This is a genomic window from Pseudomonas sp. R62, from assembly GCF_000257605.1.
Lineage (GTDB): Bacteria > Pseudomonadota > Gammaproteobacteria > Pseudomonadales > Pseudomonadaceae > Aquipseudomonas > Aquipseudomonas atacamensis.
The window spans coordinates 2,418,456-2,437,225 of sequence record NZ_JH635999.1 but is presented as its reverse complement, the minus strand read 5'-3'; the positions used below and the strand labels follow the sequence as shown (position 1 = coordinate 2,437,225).

Here is an 18,770-nt window from a genome sequence, read left to right as displayed (position 1 = left end):
GACTCGCAATGGCGACGACGCGACGTGGCACCTGTTCGATCAGCAGCGTTTGCAGCAACTCAAGCCGGGAACATGGCTGATCAACGCGGCACGCGGACCTGTGGTGGACAATGCTGCGCTGCGTGAGGTGCTGCTGGAGCGCGAAGACCTGCAAGCGGTGCTCGATGTCTGGGAGAAGGAGCCGGAAGTTGATCCTGCGCTGGCCGAGCTCTGCGTATTGGCCACGCCCCATATTGCCGGTTACAGCCTCGACGGCAAGCAACGCGGGACCGCGCAGATCTATCAGGCCTACTGCGCTTTCAGCGGCCAACCTGCAGCTATCCAGCTCAGCGAGCTGCTGCCAGCAACCTGGTTGGCGGAAGTTTCCCTGCACGGTGACAGCGATCCGGCGTGGGCGCTGGCGATGTTGTGCCGGGGCGTGTATGACCCGCGCCGCGATGATGCGGATTTCCGCCGCAGTCTGGTGGGGAACGTCGCTGAGCAGCGAGCGGCGTTTGACGTGTTGCGCAAGCAGTATCCGGTGCGCCGCGAGATTGAAGGGCTGAAGGTGCGAATTGAAGGTGATGCGCCCCGGTTGCGGCAGATTGTGGCGGCGCTGGGGGCAACCCGTGTCCTGTAGGAGCTGTCGAGTGAAACGAGGCTGCGATCTCTTGATCTTGCTTTTTGAAGATCAAAAGATCGCAGCCTTCGGCAGCTCCTACACGATTCGCAGCTAAATTACAGACATAAAAAACCCGGCCAATCAGGGCCGGGTCAGGAAGACGGTGGCTACATCACTCTTGTTCGGCAGGCTTGACCAATCGCTTCTCCAGTTCGCGGCAAGCGTCCTGGATCATGTCTTCAGTGATCGGTACTTCGCGGCCCTGCTCATCGATAATCGAGCAACCCAGAGACTGACCGGGTTTGGTGCGCATCACTTCAATCTTGTCTTCGCTGCTGTGTTGCAAGGACATGGCCTGTCTCCTCATCAGGTTGTGTGCCTAAGTTAAAACCGCCACGTGACCAGGCTGTGACAACTCCCTGCGGTCTGTCGGCGGGCGGCATCTCTACTCAAACAGAAATGACCGCTCGTCTCAACCGCAACCTTAGACCAATCGTTTCTAGCATCCGGACATCCCGGGCATATTTAACCTGACTCATTGTGATTTACAGAGTTCCACCCCATCTGAGTCTGTAGGCTGGCCCGATCCATCTGCGCAGACGTGAACTCCATGATCTCCATGCTTTCTTCCCGACACCGGCGCGCCCTGCGCCTGACCAGTCATTTTCTCCTGCCGTACCGCTGGCATGCCTTCGGCGCTTTGCTCGCGCTGATCGTCACCGCCGGCATTACCCTGTCGATGGGGCAGGGCATCAAGTTGTTGGTAGACCAGGGTTTCATGACCCGTTCGCCGCATCTGCTCAATCAGTCCATCGGCATTTTCATGTTGCTGGTGCTCGGGCTGGCGCTGGGCACCTTTGCCCGTTTCTATCTGGTGTCGTGGATAGGCGAGCGCGTGGTCGCCGACATTCGCCGTCAGGTGTTCAATCACCTGGTGTATCTGCATCCGGGCTTTTATGAGGACAACCGCAGCTCGGAAATCCAGTCGCGCCTGACCGCTGACACCACGCTGCTGCAATCGGTGATCGGCTCGTCGCTCTCGCTGTTCCTGCGCAATCTGCTGATGGTGATCGGCGGTGTAGTGCTGCTGTTCATCACCAATCCGAAGTTGACCAGCATTGTCGTGATTGCACTGCCGCTGGTGATCGCGCCGATCCTGATTTTCGGCCGCCGCGTGCGCAATCTCTCGCGCCAGAGCCAGGACCGTATCGCCGACATTGGCAGCTATGTGTCGGAAACCCTCGGCCAGATCAAAACCGTGCAAGCCTACAACCACCAGGTTCAGGACGAGCAGCGTTTCGCTTCGACCGTCGAGCAGGCGTTCGAAACCGCGCGCAAACGGATTTTCCAGCGAGCGTGGTTAATTACTTTGGTGATCGTGCTGGTGCTTGGCGCAGTGGCGGTGATGTTGTGGGTCGGCGGCATGGACGTAATGGCCGGGCGTATCTCGGCCGGCGAGCTGGCGGCATTCGTTTTCTACAGCCTGATTGTCGGCAGCGCGTTCGGCACGCTGAGCGAAGTGATCGGCGAACTGCAACGCGCTGCGGGTGCCGCTGAACGCATCGCGGAATTGCTGCGCTCGGAAAACATCATCCAGCCACCGTCGACCGGACTGGTCACTCTGCCAGCGCGAGTCAAAGGAGAACTTGAACTGCGCGACGTGCGTTTTTCCTACCCGTCGCGTCCGCAAAGCTACGCCGTTGATGGCTTGAGTCTGACGGTGAGGGCGGGCGAAACCCTGGCGTTGGTGGGGCCGTCGGGCGCGGGCAAGTCCACGGTCTACGACTTGTTACTGCGCTTTTACGATCCGCGCGAGGGCCGGATTCTCCTCGATGGCGTGCCGCTGACCAGCCTTGACCCGCTGGATCTGCGCCGCTGTTTCGCCCTGGTCTCGCAAACCCCTGCATTGTTCTTCGGCAGTGTGGAGGACAACATCCGCTACGGCTGCCCGACGGCCACGCTTGAACAAGTCAAGGAAGCTGCGCGAATTGCCCACGCCCACGACTTCATCGAACAAATGCCGGACGGCTATCAAACTCATCTGGGAGATGGCGGCCTCGGGTTGTCCGGCGGTCAGCGCCAACGTCTGGCCATCGCCCGCGCCTTGCTGGTAGACGCGCCGATCCTGCTCCTGGACGAAGCCACCAGTGCCCTCGACGCACAAAGCGAGCATCTGATCCAGCAGGCCCTGCCAACGCTGATGGAAAACCGCACCACGTTGGTCATCGCGCACCGGCTGGCCACGGTCAAGAACGCTGACCGCATTGCAGTGATGGATCAAGGCAAGCTGGTAGCGGTGGGGACACATCAGGAGTTGATCGTCAGCAATCTGCTGTACGCACGGCTGGCGGCGTTGCAGTTTAATGATGGCCAGCCTGATTAACCGACCCAGTAACCGACCTAGTAACCGACCTAGTAACCGACCTAGTAACCGACCTAGTAATGCGCCATAAAAAATACCCGTATCTCACGATACGGGCATTTTTCATGATCGGGCGTCAGCCTGGTGATTACTGATCGTCAAAATACCGCTCATGCCAATCCACCAGCGGTTGCGGCGAGTTGAGCTTTTGCCCGTAGATCACCGAGTAGGACAACACGTTCTGCACGTATTGACGGGTTTCGTCGAAAGGGATGCTTTCCACCCAGACGTCGAAACTCAGGTGATCAGCGCCGCGCAGCCACTGACGCACGCGGCCGGGGCCGGCGTTGTAAGCGGCGGAGGCGAGCACGCGGTTGCCGTTGAACTGGCTGTGAACCTGGCTGAGGTAAGCGGCGCCGAGCTGAATGTTCTTATCCGGATCGAGCACTTGCTGCGGTGAGGCCAATGGAATGCTGAACTTGCGCGCGGTTTCCTTGGCCGTGCCGGGCATCAATTGCATCAGACCGCTGGCGCCGACGCCGGAGCGGGCGTCGTCCATGAAGGCGCTTTCCTGCCGGGTGATGGCGAACACCCAGCTCGAATGCAGGCCGCGAACCTTGGCTTCACGCACGAGGGTATCGCGGTGAGCCATCGGGAAGCGGATGTCCAGATCGTCCCAGTACTGTGCCTGACTGATGGTGCGAATCGCCGGAAAGTACCATTTCAGGTCGTAGGCCAGTTTGGCCTGGGCGACCATTTCATCGCGGTTGAAATGACGGCTGACGTGATACCACTCGCGACGCCCGTCGACGATCTGCCCGCGTGCATGGAACTCCAGCGCGCGGCGCACGCCGGGGGTATTACGAACCTTGTTGATCAGCGCCTGGCTGAGCACCAGCGGCTTGTTGTTCAGCGAGTAAGGCGACTGTGAACGGTCTGCGGCGAGGAAGCCGTAGAAGTCTCGTTCCCGCGCCAGATTCTTGTACAGGGTCAGCGCTTGCGGGTTTTGTGGCTCGGCCAGTTCCAGGCTGCGCGCCTGCCAGTAGCGCCAACGGTTGGTGGTGGCCAGGTCTTGCGGCAGACGTTTGGTCAGCTCGTAGGCATCATTCCAGCGTGCCAGACGCAAGAGCAGGCGCAGGCGCCATTCCGAGACGGTGTTGTCGCGCAGCTCCGGATCGTATTTGGTCATGACGTCCAGCGCGCGGCTGTCGAAGCGGCGCGCAAGGGTCAGGCCGATCTCGCGAGCAATCGCGACTTTCTCATCACGAGAGAAATGCATGCTGCTGGCGTAACCGTCGAGCAAAGCCATGGCCTTGTCCGGATCCTGCCGAGCGAGGCGGCGCAGGCCGAGGCTGACGACGTCTGACATCGGCTCGTCGGCCGGCGTGAAGCGCGACGGCTGGTTGAGCAGTTCGGGTTTCTGCGCCACGTCGACCAGCAAGCGACCGCGCGGGGCGAGGGTGGTGAGGCCGTTGATCAGGCTGTTGGCCAGCGGATAGTTGCGGGCCTGCGCGGCAAGTTTGGTGCGCTCCCAGCGTTTCTGCTCGGTAAGCTGGCCGTCGGCAGCCCAGATGCCGAACAGCGCGTCACACGCAGCCGGTTGCGATTTGCCGGTCAGCCAGAGTTTTTCCGCACTGGCATACCCTTCGGCTTTCTTGTCGTGGCTGATCTGGTACTGCGCGTTGAGGCAGTCCAGTTCGGTGAAATTCAGCTTCGGATCGTAATACTTTACGAAGGTCGCCCAGTCACCACGGTCGGCGAGCCAGCGCAACCAGCGCAGTTTCATCCAATTGGCCTGCGGCAAATCACCGTGTTCGGCGAGGAATTTCTCGATCTCGGCGTTGCTCGCCGTCTTCAGACGCGCGGTCAGTTCGTCGTAAGCCAAATACGGTTCCAGCGGATAATCGGCCAGCGCCTGGCTGTAACGGAAATACGGGCCGGTATCACCCTTGGCCAAGGCGCGCTTGGCTTCATCGTAATACTGGCGTTGGGTGGACAGGTCCACCGCCTGGACGGATTGAGCGGCAGTGGCGGTAAGAAACAAGCAGGACAAAACACTGAAAAGGCGACTGCGCATGAGACATCCGGGCAGAGAAATCATGACAAGTGCCGATCGAAATCCGCACTGAATTGCCTGTAGCTTAGCCTTTTGCCAGCAAGCGGCGAAAGCTTTGCGAGCCTCGCTGCACAAGTTCGCAACAAATGTTGTGCAGAGTGCTTCGACAGACAAATTGCCGGCCTGCTGAAGCCTCAAGTCAGGTAGAATGCGCGCCCGGTTTTTGGAGAAGCTCATGACCCTGCTCAAATTCAGCGATGTGTCCCTTGCGTTCGGCGCTATGCCGTTGTTGGACAAGGTGTCCTGGCAGATCGCCCGTGGTGAGCGGGTGTGCATCATCGGTCGCAACGGCACTGGCAAGTCCAGCATGATGAAACTGGTCAAGGGCGACCAGAAGCCCGATGACGGGTCGGTGTGGCGTGCCCCCGGTCTGAAAATCGGCGAATTGCCGCAAGAATTGCCAGTGGCCGACGACCGGACGGTATTCGACGTGGTCGCTGAAGGCCTCGATGGTGTTGGCGCCTTGCTCGCCGAATATCATCACCTGAGCCAGAACATCGTCACCGACGCCGATCTGGACAAGCTGATGCACGTTCAGCACGACCTTGAAGCCCGTGACGGCTGGCGCTTGCAGACGCTGGTCGACAGCACCCTCAGCCGCCTGCAACTGCCGGCCGACAAGACTCTCGCCGAGCTCTCCGGCGGCTGGCGTCGTCGCGTGCTGCTGGCGCAGGCGCTGGTGTCCGAACCGGATCTGCTGCTGCTCGACGAACCGACCAACCACCTGGACATCGGTGCGATTGCCTGGCTCGAAGAGGCGCTGAAAGATTTCCAGGGCGCCGTGCTGTTCATCACGCACGACCGTTCCTTCCTGCAAAACCTCGCCACGCGCATCCTCGAACTGGATCGCGGTGGCCTGATCGACTGGAACGGCGACTACGCCAGTTTCCTCGTGCACAAAGAGGCCGCGCTGGCCGCTGAAGAAACCGCCAACGCGCTGTTCGACAAGCGTCTGGCTCAGGAAGAAGTGTGGATCCGTCAGGGTATCAAGGCCCGGCGCACCCGTAACGAAGGTCGTGTGCGCGCTCTGAAAGCCCTGCGCGTTGAGCGCAGTGAGCGTCGCGAGCGTACCGGCAAGGCCAACATCCAGCTGGAAACCGCCGACAAATCCGGCAAGCAGGTGATGGTCCTCGAGAACGTGAGCTTCGCGCATCCGGGCGGGCCGTTCCTGATCAAGGATTTCTCCATGGTCCTGCAGCGCGGCGACCGTATCGGTCTGCTCGGCGCCAACGGTACCGGCAAGACCACCCTGTTGAAACTGATGCTCAGCGGTCTGCAACCGACCAGCGGTAAAGTGGAAGAGGGCACGCGGATCGACGTGGCGTACTTCGACCAGTTGCGCCATCAGCTGGATCTGGAAAAAACCGTGATCGACAACGTCGCCGAAGGTCGCGACTTCATCGACATCGACGGTCAGAGCCGCCATGTGCTGAGCTATCTCGGCGACTTCCTGTTCAGCCCGCAGCGTGCGAGGACGCCGGTCAAGGCATTGTCCGGCGGTGAACGTGCGCGTCTGTTGCTGGCGAAGCTGTTCAGCAAACCGGCGAACCTGCTGGTACTCGACGAACCGACCAACGACCTCGATGTGGAAACCCTCGAGCTGCTCGAAGAAGTGCTGCTGACTTTCAACGGCACCGTGCTGATGGTCAGCCACGACCGGGCATTCCTCGATAACGTGGTGACCAGCACCCTGGTCTTCGAAGGTGAAGGCAAGGTTCGTGAATACGTCGGTGGCTATCAGGACTGGATCCGTCAGGGCGGCTCGCCGCGTCTGTTGGGCGTGACTGAAAGCAAGTCGGGCAAGGCTGACCTGAATTCGGCGGTGGTTAGCGCTGAGCCGGCTCCGGTGGCTGCGCCTGCCGCTGCCGCTCCGGTTGCCAAGAAGAAACTGAGCTACAAGCTGCAGCGCGAGCTGGAAGCCTTGCCGGGCGACATCGACGCCAAGGAGCAGCAGATTGCTGCGGTTGAAGCGGAAATGGCTGAAGCCGGTTTCTACCAGCGTCCGCCGGCGGAAACGGCTAAAGTGATTGCTTCGCTGGAGCAATTGCAGGCCGAGCTGGATGCGTTGGTGGAGCGTTGGGCCGAGCTGGATGCCTGATTGCTGCCGATGTGAAAAAGCCCGGCGCTCAGTGATGAGCGCCGGGCTTTTCATATGTAACGCGATCTACAGGCGGGAGCAGGTCACCTGTGGGAGCGAGCCTGCTCGCGAAAGCGGTGTGTCAGGCAGCACTCATATTGAATGTGCCGACGTATTCGCGAGCAGGCTCGCTCCCACAAACTGCAAGACAGATCAGCGTTTGACCAAGTGCACCGCGAGTACATCGCATGGCGCACCGTGCAGCACGTCATTCGCGGTCGAGCCGAGCAGCAGTGCCAGGCCATGGCGGCCATGACTGCCGACCACAATCAGATCGCACGCTTGTTCCTTGGCGAAATGATGGATTTCCTGGCGTGGCTGGCCGTAGGTCAGATGGCAATTGGCGCCTTCGAGCTCGGGGTATTTCGATTTGAGTTTTTCAAGACGCTCCTTGGCCTGATCAAACTGCTGTTGTTGCAGTTGTGACAGGTCCATTGGCACGTCGCCACCGAAGGCCATGGCCATAGGTTCAACGATATGCACCAGCGACAACTTGGCAGCGTTGCTCACCGACAGCTCGCGGGCGCGGTGGATCACAGGGTCGCACTCTTCGGTCAGATCTACGGCGACCAGTATGTGGTGGTAGGGCATGAGGTGCTCCTCCTGAGGGTTCGATATTGGTAAGTATGGCTGGTTTCAAGCGCATTGGTTCGCTAGTGACACAATGGGCTCATCAAAAATCGGGAGTACAGATATGACGGTCTGGCTGGTGGTGTCAATCCTGCTGGTAGTTTTAAGTCCGCTGGCATGGTTGCGCCCATCGCGCACGCAGAGCGGGCGCATGGCCTTGCGCATGGAGGCGCGACGCATCGGCCTGGCCATGCAACTGGCGCCGCAGGAGTGGCCGCACTGGCTGCTGCCGGAGCCGCCGAATCCCTGCGCCCAATACCACCGGCCGCGGCGTGGCAGTCAACCGGCGTGCTGGACCTACTGGCAGAAAACCCCGGGCGTGTGGGTCAACCAATGGCAGGAAGTCTGCAGTGACCGGACCCTGCTCGATTATTTCGAAAAATTGCCGGGCAATGTTTTCAAGATCGAAGCGGACAAGCAGATGATCGCCTTGTACTGGGGTGAGAAGGGCGAGGCGACGGTTCTGCAGGATATCGACGCGGCGCTGAAAGCACTGGCGTGATGCGCGGACTTTTCTCACTGCAACGGTGTGAAACGTCCGGCAGACGCGCAATAAAAAGCCCGACATGATTCGTCGGGCGGGTTGGCCAGGCAGGCCGGTAATCTTTTTTTGCGGCAGGCGCTTTGATCGCCCCGGCAAATTTCCTCGCAGTCCCCCCAGCGTAGCCTTCTGAACAGGGCTCGGCGGAAACTAGGGCGACTTTTCTAACTATTGATTCTATGAATGGCTCAACATCGAGACGGGTGTTGCTGCTCATCATGGTGCAGAAATGACTGCAAAGTCGCATTTCAGCCCGAATTTAGGGCGATTGACAATTGTCGGAAATTCCGTGAAGGTGACGTACCCGAATCAAACGGGCGTATGAATTGAGCGTTTGTCTTACAGACTGCTCCTACAGAATCCCGACTATCGCGTTGGCGGGTGTGCCAGGCGGACGGTGTCAGTATCGACGAGCAAAGCGTCCTTCTGAGCCATAAGCCTGCGTCCGACGTGTACTGTTCAGCTTCCATATCGTGGAGATCAGTTGATGATTTACGAAGGTAAAGCCATCACGGTTAAAGCTCTTGAAAGTGGCATCGTCGAATTAAAATTCGACCTCAAGGGTGAGTCCGTCAACAAGTTCAACCGTCTAACCCTGAACGAACTGCGTCAGGCCGTAGACACCATCAAGGCAGATGCTTCGATCAAGGGCGTGATCGTCAGCAGCGGCAAGGACGTATTCATCGTCGGCGCCGACATCACCGAATTTGTCGACAACTTCAAGCTGCCGGATGCCGAGCTGGTTGCTGGCAATCTCGAAGCCAACAAGATCTTCAGCGATTTCGAAGACCTCAACGTGCCAACCGTCGCGGCCATCAACGGCATCGCCCTCGGTGGCGGTCTGGAAATGTGCCTGGCGGCTGACTATCGCGTCATGTCCACCAAGGCCAAGATCGGTCTGCCGGAAGTGAAACTGGGCATCTACCCGGGCTTCGGCGGTACCGTACGCCTGCCACGCCTGATCGGTGTCGACAACGCCATCGAGTGGATTGCCGCCGGCAAGGAAAACCGCCCTGAAGACGCGCTGAAAGTCAGCGCCGTCGACGCCGTGGTTGCTCCAGAGAAGCTGCAGGAAGCTGCCCTTGAACTGATCAAGCGCGCCATCTCCGGCGAGTTCGATTACAAGGCCAAGCGTCAGCCGAAACTTGAAAAGCTCAAGTTGAACGCCATTGAGCAAATGATGGCTTTCGAAACCGCCAAAGGTTTCGTGGCTGGCCAGGCCGGCCCGAACTACCCGGCGCCGGTTGAAGCGATCAAGACCATCCAGAAAGCCGCGAACTTCGGTCGCGACAAAGCACTGGAAGTGGAAGCTGCAGGCTTCGTCAAACTGGCCAAGACCTCTGCCGCACAGAGCCTGATCGGCCTGTTCCTGAACGATCAGGAGCTGAAGAAAAAGGCCAAGGCCTACGACGAAATCGCCAAAGACGTGAAGCAGGCTGCCGTACTGGGCGCCGGCATCATGGGCGGCGGTATCGCCTATCAGTCGGCTTCCAAAGGCACGCCGATCCTGATGAAGGACATCAACGAGCACGGTATCGAGCAGGGTCTGGCCGAAGCCGCCAAGCTGCTGGTTGGCCGCGTTGATAAAGGCCGCATGACCGCAGCGAAAATGGCTGAAGTGCTCAACGGCATTCGTCCGACGCTGTCGTATGGTGACTTCGGTCACGTTGATCTGGTTGTCGAAGCTGTGGTCGAGAACCCGAAGGTCAAGCAAGCGGTACTGGCTGAAGTCGAAGACAAGGTCAAAGAGGACACCATCCTCGCGTCCAACACCTCGACCATTTCCATCAGCCTGCTGGCCAAGGCCCTCAAGCGTCCGGAAAACTTCGTCGGCATGCACTTCTTCAACCCGGTGCACATGATGCCGCTGGTGGAAGTGATCCGTGGCGAGAAGTCCAGCGAACTGGCGATCGCCACCACAGTTGCCTACGCGAAGAAAATGGGCAAGAACCCGATCGTCGTCAACGACTGCCCGGGCTTTTTGGTCAACCGCGTGTTGTTCCCGTATTTCGGCGGTTTCGCCAAGCTGGTCAGCGCCGGTGTCGACTTCGTTCGCATCGACAAGGTCATGGAAAAATTCGGCTGGCCGATGGGCCCGGCATACCTTATGGACGTGGTCGGCATCGACACCGGTCACCACGGTCGTGACGTGATGGCTGACGGTTTCCCGGACCGCATGAAGGATGACCGTCGTTCGGCCATCGACGTGCTGTACGAAGCCAAACGCCTGGGCCAGAAGAACGGCAAGGGCTTCTACGCCTACGAGGCCGACAAGAAAGGCAAGCAGAAGAAAGTCGCCGATCCGTCGGTACTCGAAGTGCTCAAGCCGATCGTTTACGAGCAGCGCGAAGTCACTGACGAAGACATCATCAACTGGATGATGATCCCGCTGTGCCTGGAAACCGTGCGTTGCCTGGAAGACGGCATCGTTGAAACCGCCGCCGAAGCCGACATGGGTCTGGTTTACGGTATCGGTTTCCCTCCATTCCGTGGCGGTGCGCTGCGCTACATCGATTCGATCGGTGTTGCCGAGTTCGTTGCCCTGGCTGACCAGTACGCTGATTTGGGCGCGCTGTACCACCCGACCGCGAAGCTGCGCGAAATGGCCAAGAACGGCCAGAGCTTCTTCGGTTAAGCGCCCCCAACTAGAGTGAGAGTGAACTTATGAGCTTGAATCCTAGAGACGTCGTGATTGTCGACTTCGGTCGTACTCCGATGGGCCGCTCCAAGGGCGGCATGCACCGCAACACCCGCGCCGAAGATATGTCGGCGCACCTGATCAGCAAACTGCTGGAACGCAACAGCAAGGTCGACCCGGCGGAAGTCGAGGACGTGATCTGGGGCTGCGTCAACCAGACCCTGGAGCAGGGCTGGAATATCGCGCGCATGGCGTCGCTGATGACCCAGATCCCGCACACTTCTGCTGGCCAGACCGTCAGCCGCCTGTGCGGTTCGTCGATGAGCGCGCTGCACACTGCTGCGCAAGCGATCATGACCGGCAACGGTGACGTGTTCGTGGTCGGCGGCGTCGAGCACATGGGCCACGTGAGCATGATGCATGGTGTCGATCCGAACCCGCACATGTCGCTGTACGCGGCGAAAGCCTCGGGCATGATGGGCCTGACCGCTGAAATGCTCGGCAAGATGCACGGCATCACCCGTGAGCAGCAGGATGCCTTTGGCGTGCGTTCCCACCAGTTGGCCCACAAGGCAACCGTGGAAGGCAAGTTCAAGGACGAAATCATCCCGATGCAGGGTTACGACGAGAACGGTTTCCTGAAACTGTACGACTACGACGAAACCATTCGTCCGGAAACCACCCTGGAAAGTCTGGCGGCGCTCAAGCCGGCATTCAATCCGAAGGGCGGCACCGTGACTGCCGGTACTTCGTCGCAGATCACCGACGGTGCTTCGTGCATGATCGTGATGTCGGCGCAGCGTGCCCAGGACCTGGGTATCCAGCCGATGGCGGTGATCCGTTCGATGGCAGTAGCGGGTGTGGACCCGGCGATCATGGGCTATGGTCCAGTGCCGGCGACACAAAAAGCCCTGAAGCGTGCGGGCCTTGGCATCAACGATATCGACTTCTTCGAGCTCAACGAAGCTTTCGCCGCACAGGCCTTGCCAGTGCTGAAAGATCTGAAAGTGCTCGACAAGATGAACGAGAAGGTTAACCTGCACGGCGGCGCGATCGCCCTGGGTCACCCGTTCGGTTGCTCCGGTGCACGTATTTCCGGCACCCTGTTGAACGTGATGAAGCAGAATAGCGGCACCTTCGGGGTGGCCACTATGTGCATTGGTCTCGGCCAAGGCATCTCCACCGTCTTCGAACGCGTTTAAGCGTCTCGTCGATGGAAGCCGGGGCCCAGTGCCCCGGTTTTTGTTTTTGGGTTTTTTATTTATTTTTGAAAAGATTTCAGTGAGGGCCGAAGCATGCCGATACAACCTGGGCTCTACCAACATTACAAAGGTCCGCAATACCGTGTATTCAGTGTTGCGCGGCATTCCGAAACCGAAGAAGAAGTGGTCTTTTACCAAGCCCTGTATGGCGATTACGGCTTTTGGGTGCGCCCGCTGAGCATGTTCGTCGAGTCGGTCGAGGTTGACGGCGAGCAGGTGCCGCGCTTTGCTTTGGTGCAAGCCGAACCGAGCCTTTTTGACAAGGCATGAGGCGACTGCGCAGACAACCCTGCGCTTGACCTCACCTTGTATCAACTATATATAGCGGTGCCGCGTCAGGCGCCTACCGCCTTTCACTTCTAGAATTCAGGAATTTTCTGATCCATGGGCAAATCGCTGGTCATTGTGGAATCCCCGGCTAAGGCCAAGACCATCAACAAGTATCTGGGTAACCAATACGTGGTGAAGTCGAGTATCGGCCATATCCGAGACCTGCCCACCAGCGGTTCGGCTAGCGCCAGCAAAGAGCCAGCCGCCAAGCGCGGCAAGGCTGCTGCGGGCGAAGGTCCGGTGCTCTCGCCGAAAGAGAAAGCGCGCAAGCAGCTGGTCTCGCGCATGGGCGTCGATCCCGAGCACGGCTGGAAAGCCCAGTACGAGATCCTTCCCGGCAAAGAGAAGGTCATCGAAGAGCTGCGACGGCTCGCCAAGGATGCTGACACCATCTATCTCGCAACCGACTTGGATCGCGAGGGGGAAGCCATTGCCTGGCACCTGCGCGAAGCCATCGGTGGTGACGACAGCCGCTACAAGCGCGTGGTGTTCAACGAGATCACCAAGAAGGCGATTCAGGAAGCCTTCTCCGAGCCGGGCGAGCTGGACATTGATCGTGTCAACGCCCAGCAGGCGCGTCGTTTCCTCGACCGCGTCGTCGGCTATATGGTCTCGCCGCTGCTGTGGGCCAAGATCGCCCGTGGTCTGTCCGCCGGTCGCGTGCAATCGGTTGCCGTGAAACTGGTGGTCGAGCGTGAGCGCGAAATCCGTGCGTTCAATCCCGAAGAATACTGGGAAGTGCATGCCGATCTCGGCACTGCCAAAGGCTCGACCGTGCGTTTCGAGGTGGCTCGCGAAAAAGGCGAAGCCTTCAAGCCGCTGAACGAAGCCCAGGCCATGGCTGCGCTGGAGAAGCTCAAGTCCTCCAGCTACAGCATCGTCAAGCGCGAAGACAAACCGACCAGCAGCAAGCCGTCGGCGCCGTTCATCACGTCGACCTTGCAGCAGGCTGCGAGCAACCGCCTCGGTTTCGGCGTGAAGAAAACCATGATGATGGCCCAGCGTCTGTACGAAGCCGGCTACATCACTTACATGCGTACCGACTCGACCAATCTCTCGGCCGACGCCGTGGCGATGGCGCGCACTTATATCGAGGACGAATTCGGCAAGAAGTACCTGCCGGAAACGCCGAACGTCTACAGCAGCAAGGAAGGCGCGCAAGAGGCTCACGAAGCGATTCGTCCGTCCGACGCCAACACTACGCCAAGCAAGCTGGCGGGTATGGAGCGTGATGCCGAGCGTCTGTACGAGCTGATCTGGCGCCAGTTCCTCGCCTGCCAGATGCTGCCTGCGCAGTACCTGTCGACCACCGTCAGCGTCGGCGCTGGCGACTTCGAACTGCGCGCCAAGGGCCGTATCCTCAAGTTCGACGGTTACACCCGGGTGATGCCGCAGATTGCCAAGCCTGGCGATGATGACGTGCTGCCGGACATGGCCCAGGGCGATGTGATGAAGCTGATCAAGCTCGATCCGTCGCAGCATTTCACCAAGCCACCGGCGCGTTACTCCGAGGCCAGTCTGGTCAAGGAAATGGAAAAGCGCGGCATCGGTCGTCCTTCGACCTACGCTGCGATCATTTCGACCATTCAGGATCGCGGTTATGTGACCCTCCACAACCGTCGTTTCTACTCGGAAAAGATGGGCGACATCGTCACTGAGCGTCTGTCCGAGAGCTTCTCCAATCTCATGGACTACGGCTTCACCGCCGGCATGGAAGAGAATCTCGATGACGTGGCGCAGGGCGAGCGCGACTGGAAAAATGTGCTGGACGAGTTTTACGGCGACTTCAAGAAGAAACTCGAAGTAGCGGAAAACCCGGACAGCGGCATGCGCGCCAACCAGCCGGTCATGACTGACATTCCGTGCACCACCTGCGGTCGTCCGATGCAGATTCGTACCGCATCGACTGGCGTGTTCCTCGGCTGCTCGGGCTACAGCCTGCCGCCGAAAGAGCGCTGCAAGGCCACGGTCAACCTGGTGCCGGGCGATGAAATCGCAGCGGACGACGAGGGCGAATCGGAATCGCTGGTACTGCGTGGCAAGCATCGCTGCCCAATCTGCAGCACGGCGATGGACGCCTACCTGCTGGACGAAAAGCGCAAGTTGCACATCTGCGGCAACAACCCGGATTGCGCCGGTTACGAAATCGAAGAAGGCAGCTATCGCATCAAGGGCTATGAAGGTCCGAGTCTGGAATGCGATAAGTGCGGCAGCGAGATGCAGCTCAAGACCGGCCGTTTTGGCAAGTTCTTCGGTTGCACCAACCCGGAGTGCAAGAACACCCGCAAACTGCTGAAGAGCGGTGATGCGGCGCCGCCGAAGATGGATCCGGTGAAGATGCCTGAGCTGAAATGCGAAAAGGTCAACGACACCTACATCCTGCGCGATGGTGCGTCCGGCCTGTTCCTGGCCGCCAGCCAGTTCCCGAAAAACCGCGAGACCCGCGCCCCGCTGGTGATCGAGATTCTGCCGCACAAGGACGAGATCGATCCGAAGTACCACTTCCTGTGCGAGGCTCCGCAAAAGGATCCTGACGGTCTGCCAGCGGTCATTCGCTACAGCCGCAAGACCAAGGAGCAATACGTACAGACCGAAGTCGACGGCAAGCCGACAGGCTGGAAGGCGTATTACGACGGTGGCAAGTGGACTGTTGAAGACAAGCGCAGCGCAAAGGCCAAGGCTGAGTAAGCGCTAGTCTGAACAGCGAAAAGGCCGCATGAAACCTTGAGGGTTTCATGCGGCCTTTTTGTTTTGTGCTTGCGGTGGCATCGGCTGATCCACGACACTGTCCGACCTGTGTGAAGCAATTATTTCGTTGTGGAGGCTGCCGTCATGGCCCACGAACTCTATACCCGCACCAACCAGAAGATCTATTTCGCCGGCCTGTCACTCGAAGCTCTGGCTCGTGCTGAAGAGGGGCGGGCGATGAATTCTCTGGCGCTGATCCAGGCCGGGCGTGAGTCGGCGCTGTTTCACCTCTACGGCGCGCTGCTGGGCTTGTGTCATGAGATCGCTGGCTTTTATCGTCTGCCGCAGGCCAATTCCCCAAGGGCAGAGGAGTTGTTAAGGCGCGAAGTGCTGGAATCGATAGCGATCCCGGAGCTGGCGGAAATGGTCGAGCTGGCCGGTAATCCGGAAACCTGGCTGGCGAAACTGCTGGCGGCGCACGCAGCACTGTTTCAGCCACCGAGGGCGCCACGCAAGCCGAAAGGCGACGTGACGCAGCCGCTGATCCAAGCGATTAATCTTGATGAAGAAGAGGCGCCAGAAGAGCTCGGTCGAGATGAGCTGGAGAGCTGGCGGCAGAACCTCAAGGGCCTGGCCCTGCGTTTCCGGGAAGGCTTGAACGAGTGCTGAGGTAGTTTGGCGCAGTGGCAATCTGAAACATGCTGCTGGTCAAGATCCTGAGCGAAGCTCGAATGATGTCTATATAATCGCTGCCTTTCGTGGAGAACAGACCTATATGCCAACGTCCTTTCTAGAAATTGTCGAGTTACCAGACGGCCGAATCGAACTGCGCAGGGCTGAGGACGAAGGTTCTCTGGTGACGCTGGATTTCTCCGAGGATGCCAAAGCGTTCCTGCAGGGCCAGCACGTTGAAATCGCCAAAGCGATGTTGAGCGTCGGCGTGCAGATGGCAGGTCGTATGGTGGAAGGCGAGTTCGATAAGGAAGAGGGGCCGCGGGTTCTTCATTGATTCACGCTTTGGCCTTTTCTCGGTCGCTTGCGCTTCAGATCGGCTTCTCTGTCCCTGGAGAAGCCCTGCGCTTCACACAGCGCGCATTACCATCAATCAACCCAAACGAATGTTCAGGCTCTGCGCTTCGCCCGTATGCGCGGCGCTGATCAGTTGTTGCCGCGAATTGGCATTCAATGGGTTTAGCCATGTCACCACGGTGTGGCTGCGACCCAGTCGCAACGCTTCGCACGCCAGTTGCTGAGCACTTTGAGTGCCGCGCGGTTGCAGCAGTAGAATGCGTTCGCGATTCAGGCCAGCATCGCGCAGCCAGGTTTGCGTCAGGCTGGCGGGTGGGGCGATCAGCGTCAGCCAGCGCGCATCCTGATCCTCGCTCAGTTCACGCAGGATCGGCGCTAGCAGGTTCAGGCAGTTCCCGGCCGCACCGCGCAGTGATAACTCACTGAAGGCGTCAGGTTTGGCATTCCAGTCACGCTCGACCACGTCTTTGAGGATCGGCGCTATCGGCTGCGCCAGAAACGCTTCAAACAAAGGCAGTTGTGTTTGCTGAGGTGTGTGTGGGAACTGCATGGAGCCTCCTTTAGCGGCGAATGACGCCGACACTCAAGCCTTCGATCACCAGTTCCTGATCTTTCAGGTCGACTTCGATAGGGGCGAACTCGGGGTTTTCAGCGATCAGCCAGACTTTGCTGCCTTCACGCTTGAAACGTTTGACCGTCACTTCGTCGCCGATACGCGCAACCACAACCTGGCCGTTACGCGCTTCGCGAGTAGTGTGAACTGCCAGCAAGTCGCCGTCGAAGATGCCGATGTCCTTCATGCTCATGCCGTGCACACGCAACAGGTAGTCGGCGCGAGGATGGAAGAAGGTCGGATTGATGTTGCAGGATTCTTCGATGTGCTGCTGGGCGAGGATCGGCGCGCCGGCAGCCACTCGGCCAATGATCGGCAGGGTGGAGTCGTCGGCCTTCGCTTCGAAGCCGGGAATACGGATGCCGCGGGAAGCGCCCGGGGTCATCTCGATCGCGCCCTTGCGGGCCAGGGCCTTGAGATGTTCTTCCGCCGCATTTGGCGATTTGAAACCCAGTTCCTGAGCGATTTCCGCACGGGTGGGCGGATAGCCGTTGTCTTCGAGGCAACGTTTGATAAAGGCCAGAATCTCGGCTTGGCGTGGCGTCAGCTTTAGCATATTGATCGCTCTGTCTTTTTATACAGTGACTGGGATTATATACAGTGAAGCGGTCTTGGCAATGGGCGTTTTTTTGCCGCCCGCCGAGCGGTCGCGAAGGGCGCTTATTAATGCTGGTGCCTTGTGTGGTTAAATAGCTGACCGACCATTCCCAAAACGAACCGGCAGGCTTGACAAGGCACAGGCTGAAACGTATGTTTCAAACAAGTGTTTGTCAGGCGGAGTAGCCATGGCCCAGTCGGAAACCGTTGAACGCATTCTTGATGCTGCCGAGCAGTTGTTCGCGGAGAAAGGATTCGCTGAAACCTCATTGCGTTTGATCACCAGCAAGGCTGGCGTCAATCTGGCTGCGGTGAATTATCACTTCGGCTCGAAAAAGGCGCTGATCCAGGCGGTATTCTCGCGCTTCCTCGGTCCGTTCTGCGTGAGCCTCGATAAAGAGCTGGAGCGCCGTCAGGCCAAGCCTGAGAACAAGCCGACCCTCGAGGAACTGCTGGAAATTCTCGTTGAGCAAGCGCTCGTCGTGCAGCCTCGCAGCGGTAACGATCTGTCGATCTTCATGCGTTTGCTCGGCCTCGCGTTCAGTCAGAGCCAGGGCCACTTGCGACGTTATCTGGAAGACATGTACGGCAAGGTCTTCCGCCGCTACATGCTGCTGGTCAATGAAGCGGCGCCACGCATTCCACCGATCGAGCTGTTCTGGCGCGTGCACTTCATGCTTGGCGCTGCGGCGTTCAGCATGTCCGGGATCAAGGCCTTGCGCGCGATTGCCGAGACCGATTTCGGCGTCAATACCTCCATCGAACAAGTGATGCGCCTGATGGTGCCGTTCCTCGCTGCCGGCATGCGCGCCGAAACCGGCGTCACTGATACAGCCATGGCCAGCGCGCAATTGCGTCCGCGCAGCAAATCCATGCCGGTCGCCGCCAAGGTTTGACCGCGCACGGGTGGGCGCGGCAGCTGGTATCCGCTAAGCTAGCCGGCCATGCCGACTCTCGTACTGAACCCGATCTGCATGAATTCTGCTGACCGTCCGGGCGTTGCCCACGGTAGCGAATGCAAGCAGATCGGGTTTTTCGTTTTCAAGGAATCTCTATGACTGCTGGCCTGCAAGGCTCGTTGATGGTGGACGTCGCCGGTACCTGGCTGACGGCCGAAGATCGCCAATTGTTGCGTCAGCCCGAAGTGGGCGGCCTGATCATTTTCGCCCGTAACATTGAGCATCCACGCCAGGTGCGCGAGCTCAGTGCCGCGATCCGCGCGATTC

16 protein-coding genes and 1 pseudogene are annotated in these 18,770 nt (G+C 59.2%); 12 read left to right on the top strand and 5 right to left on the bottom strand.

Annotated features, from left to right (window positions below):
* Positions 1-619 (top strand): DUF3410 domain-containing protein (locus OQK_RS28685; RefSeq protein WP_157221969.1); only part of this gene is annotated, 619 nt, incomplete at its 5' end.
* 154 nt (positions 620-773) lie between these two features.
* Here the strand turns inward: OQK_RS28685 and OQK_RS28680 are convergent.
* The gene (locus tag OQK_RS28680) at positions 774-953 is read right to left on the bottom strand and encodes a PA1571 family protein (RefSeq protein WP_016775501.1); all 180 of its coding nucleotides are present in this window, start codon (positions 951-953) and stop codon (positions 774-776) included.
* A 258-nt stretch (positions 954-1,211) separates the two neighbouring features.
* Here OQK_RS28680 and OQK_RS28675 point away from each other — a divergent pair, with 258 nt between their 5' ends.
* Entirely contained in the window at positions 1,212-2,984 is a 1,773-nt protein-coding gene (locus tag OQK_RS28675) for an ABC transporter transmembrane domain-containing protein (protein WP_162098756.1), read from the top strand.
* Between the two features lie 127 nt (positions 2,985-3,111).
* Here OQK_RS28675 and OQK_RS28670 read toward each other — a convergent pair whose 3' ends face one another.
* Positions 3,112-5,040, bottom strand: coding sequence for a transglycosylase SLT domain-containing protein (locus OQK_RS28670; RefSeq protein ID WP_016775500.1), 1,929 nt, complete (start codon positions 5,038-5,040; stop codon positions 3,112-3,114).
* Between the two features lie 214 nt (positions 5,041-5,254).
* Here OQK_RS28670 and OQK_RS28665 point away from each other — a divergent pair, with 214 nt between their 5' ends.
* Positions 5,255-7,177: an ATP-binding cassette domain-containing protein gene (locus tag OQK_RS28665; RefSeq protein WP_016775499.1), complete on the top strand. Its 1,923-nt coding sequence runs from the start codon at positions 5,255-5,257 to the stop codon at positions 7,175-7,177.
* 192 nt (positions 7,178-7,369) lie between these two features.
* On the opposite strand, the gene OQK_RS28660 is transcribed toward OQK_RS28665, so the two are convergent.
* Positions 7,370-7,807: a universal stress protein gene (locus tag OQK_RS28660; RefSeq protein ID WP_016775498.1), complete on the bottom strand. Its 438-nt coding sequence runs from the start codon at positions 7,805-7,807 to the stop codon at positions 7,370-7,372.
* Positions 7,808-7,910: 103 nt separating this feature from the next.
* Between OQK_RS28660 and OQK_RS28655 the strand changes: the two genes are divergently transcribed.
* From OQK_RS28655 to OQK_RS28625, 7 genes are all read left to right on the top strand, one after another.
* Entirely contained in the window at positions 7,911-8,348 is a 438-nt protein-coding gene (locus OQK_RS28655) for a hypothetical protein (protein ID WP_016775497.1), read from the top strand.
* A 526-nt stretch (positions 8,349-8,874) separates the two neighbouring features.
* The gene (gene fadB, locus OQK_RS28650; RefSeq protein ID WP_016775496.1) at positions 8,875-11,022 is read left to right on the top strand and encodes a fatty acid oxidation complex subunit alpha FadB; all 2,148 of its coding nucleotides are present in this window, start codon (positions 8,875-8,877) and stop codon (positions 11,020-11,022) included.
* A gap of 29 nt (positions 11,023-11,051) precedes the next feature.
* A complete protein-coding gene (fadA, locus tag OQK_RS28645; RefSeq protein ID WP_016775495.1) occupies positions 11,052-12,227 on the top strand; it encodes an acetyl-CoA C-acyltransferase FadA in 1,176 nt (391 codons plus the stop codon).
* Positions 12,228-12,320: 93 nt separating this feature from the next.
* On the top strand, positions 12,321-12,557 hold the full coding sequence (locus OQK_RS28640) for a DUF1653 domain-containing protein (protein ID WP_016775494.1): 237 nt from the start codon (positions 12,321-12,323) through the stop codon (positions 12,555-12,557).
* Positions 12,558-12,671: 114 nt separating this feature from the next.
* A complete protein-coding gene (gene topA / locus OQK_RS28635) occupies positions 12,672-15,305 on the top strand; it encodes a type I DNA topoisomerase (protein WP_016775493.1) in 2,634 nt (877 codons plus the stop codon).
* A gap of 144 nt (positions 15,306-15,449) precedes the next feature.
* A complete protein-coding gene (locus OQK_RS28630; RefSeq protein ID WP_016775492.1) occupies positions 15,450-15,974 on the top strand; it encodes a DUF6586 family protein in 525 nt (174 codons plus the stop codon).
* A 106-nt stretch (positions 15,975-16,080) separates the two neighbouring features.
* The gene (locus tag OQK_RS28625; RefSeq protein WP_003226592.1) at positions 16,081-16,314 is read left to right on the top strand and encodes a hypothetical protein; all 234 of its coding nucleotides are present in this window, start codon (positions 16,081-16,083) and stop codon (positions 16,312-16,314) included.
* 96 nt (positions 16,315-16,410) lie between these two features.
* Here the strand turns inward: OQK_RS28625 and sulA are convergent, their stop codons facing one another.
* Both sulA and lexA read right to left on the bottom strand, forming a co-directional pair.
* Positions 16,411-16,884, bottom strand: a complete 474-nt coding sequence (gene sulA, locus OQK_RS28620) for an SOS-induced cell division inhibitor SulA (RefSeq protein ID WP_016775491.1) — start codon at positions 16,882-16,884, stop codon at positions 16,411-16,413.
* A 10-nt stretch (positions 16,885-16,894) separates the two neighbouring features.
* Positions 16,895-17,503, bottom strand: coding sequence for a transcriptional repressor LexA (gene lexA, locus OQK_RS28615; RefSeq protein WP_016775490.1), 609 nt, complete (start codon positions 17,501-17,503; stop codon positions 16,895-16,897).
* Positions 17,504-17,732: 229 nt separating this feature from the next.
* Here lexA and OQK_RS28610 point away from each other — a divergent pair, with 229 nt between their 5' ends.
* Together OQK_RS28610 and OQK_RS31820 are read left to right on the top strand one after the other, a co-directional pair.
* Positions 17,733-18,440 (top strand): TetR/AcrR family transcriptional regulator, encoded by a 708-nt coding sequence (locus OQK_RS28610; protein WP_016775489.1) that lies wholly within the window; start codon positions 17,733-17,735, stop codon positions 18,438-18,440.
* 170 nt (positions 18,441-18,610) lie between these two features.
* Positions 18,611-18,770: pseudogene (locus OQK_RS31820) on the top strand (glycoside hydrolase family 3 N-terminal domain-containing protein); the annotation flags it as partial.

Bases quoted from the DNA above. Each gene is read 5' to 3' on its own strand.
- OQK_RS28640 (WP_016775494.1), top strand. From the start codon at position 12,321: ATGCCGATACAACCTGGGCTCTACCAACATTACAAAGGTCCGCAATAC.
- topA (WP_016775493.1), top strand. From the start codon at position 12,672: ATGGGCAAATCGCTGGTCATTGTGGAATCCCCGGCTAAGGCCAAGACC.
- OQK_RS28660 (WP_016775498.1), bottom strand. From the start codon at position 7,807: ATGCCCTACCACCACATACTGGTCGCCGTAGATCTGACCGAAGAGTGC.
- sulA (WP_016775491.1), bottom strand. From the start codon at position 16,884: ATGCAGTTCCCACACACACCTCAGCAAACACAACTGCCTTTGTTTGAA.
- lexA (WP_016775490.1), bottom strand. From the start codon at position 17,503: ATGCTAAAGCTGACGCCACGCCAAGCCGAGATTCTGGCCTTTATCAAA.
- fadB (WP_016775496.1), top strand. From the start codon at position 8,875: ATGATTTACGAAGGTAAAGCCATCACGGTTAAAGCTCTTGAAAGTGGC.
- OQK_RS28675 (WP_162098756.1), top strand. From the start codon at position 1,212: ATGATCTCCATGCTTTCTTCCCGACACCGGCGCGCCCTGCGCCTGACC.
- OQK_RS28630 (WP_016775492.1), top strand. From the start codon at position 15,450: ATGGCCCACGAACTCTATACCCGCACCAACCAGAAGATCTATTTCGCC.
- OQK_RS28670 (WP_016775500.1), bottom strand. From the start codon at position 5,040: ATGCGCAGTCGCCTTTTCAGTGTTTTGTCCTGCTTGTTTCTTACCGCC.
- OQK_RS28610 (WP_016775489.1), top strand. From the start codon at position 17,733: ATGGCCCAGTCGGAAACCGTTGAACGCATTCTTGATGCTGCCGAGCAG.
- OQK_RS28625 (WP_003226592.1), top strand. From the start codon at position 16,081: ATGCCAACGTCCTTTCTAGAAATTGTCGAGTTACCAGACGGCCGAATC.
- OQK_RS28665 (WP_016775499.1), top strand. From the start codon at position 5,255: ATGACCCTGCTCAAATTCAGCGATGTGTCCCTTGCGTTCGGCGCTATG.
- fadA (WP_016775495.1), top strand. From the start codon at position 11,052: ATGAGCTTGAATCCTAGAGACGTCGTGATTGTCGACTTCGGTCGTACT.
- OQK_RS28655 (WP_016775497.1), top strand. From the start codon at position 7,911: ATGACGGTCTGGCTGGTGGTGTCAATCCTGCTGGTAGTTTTAAGTCCG.
- OQK_RS28680 (WP_016775501.1), bottom strand. From the start codon at position 953: ATGTCCTTGCAACACAGCAGCGAAGACAAGATTGAAGTGATGCGCACC.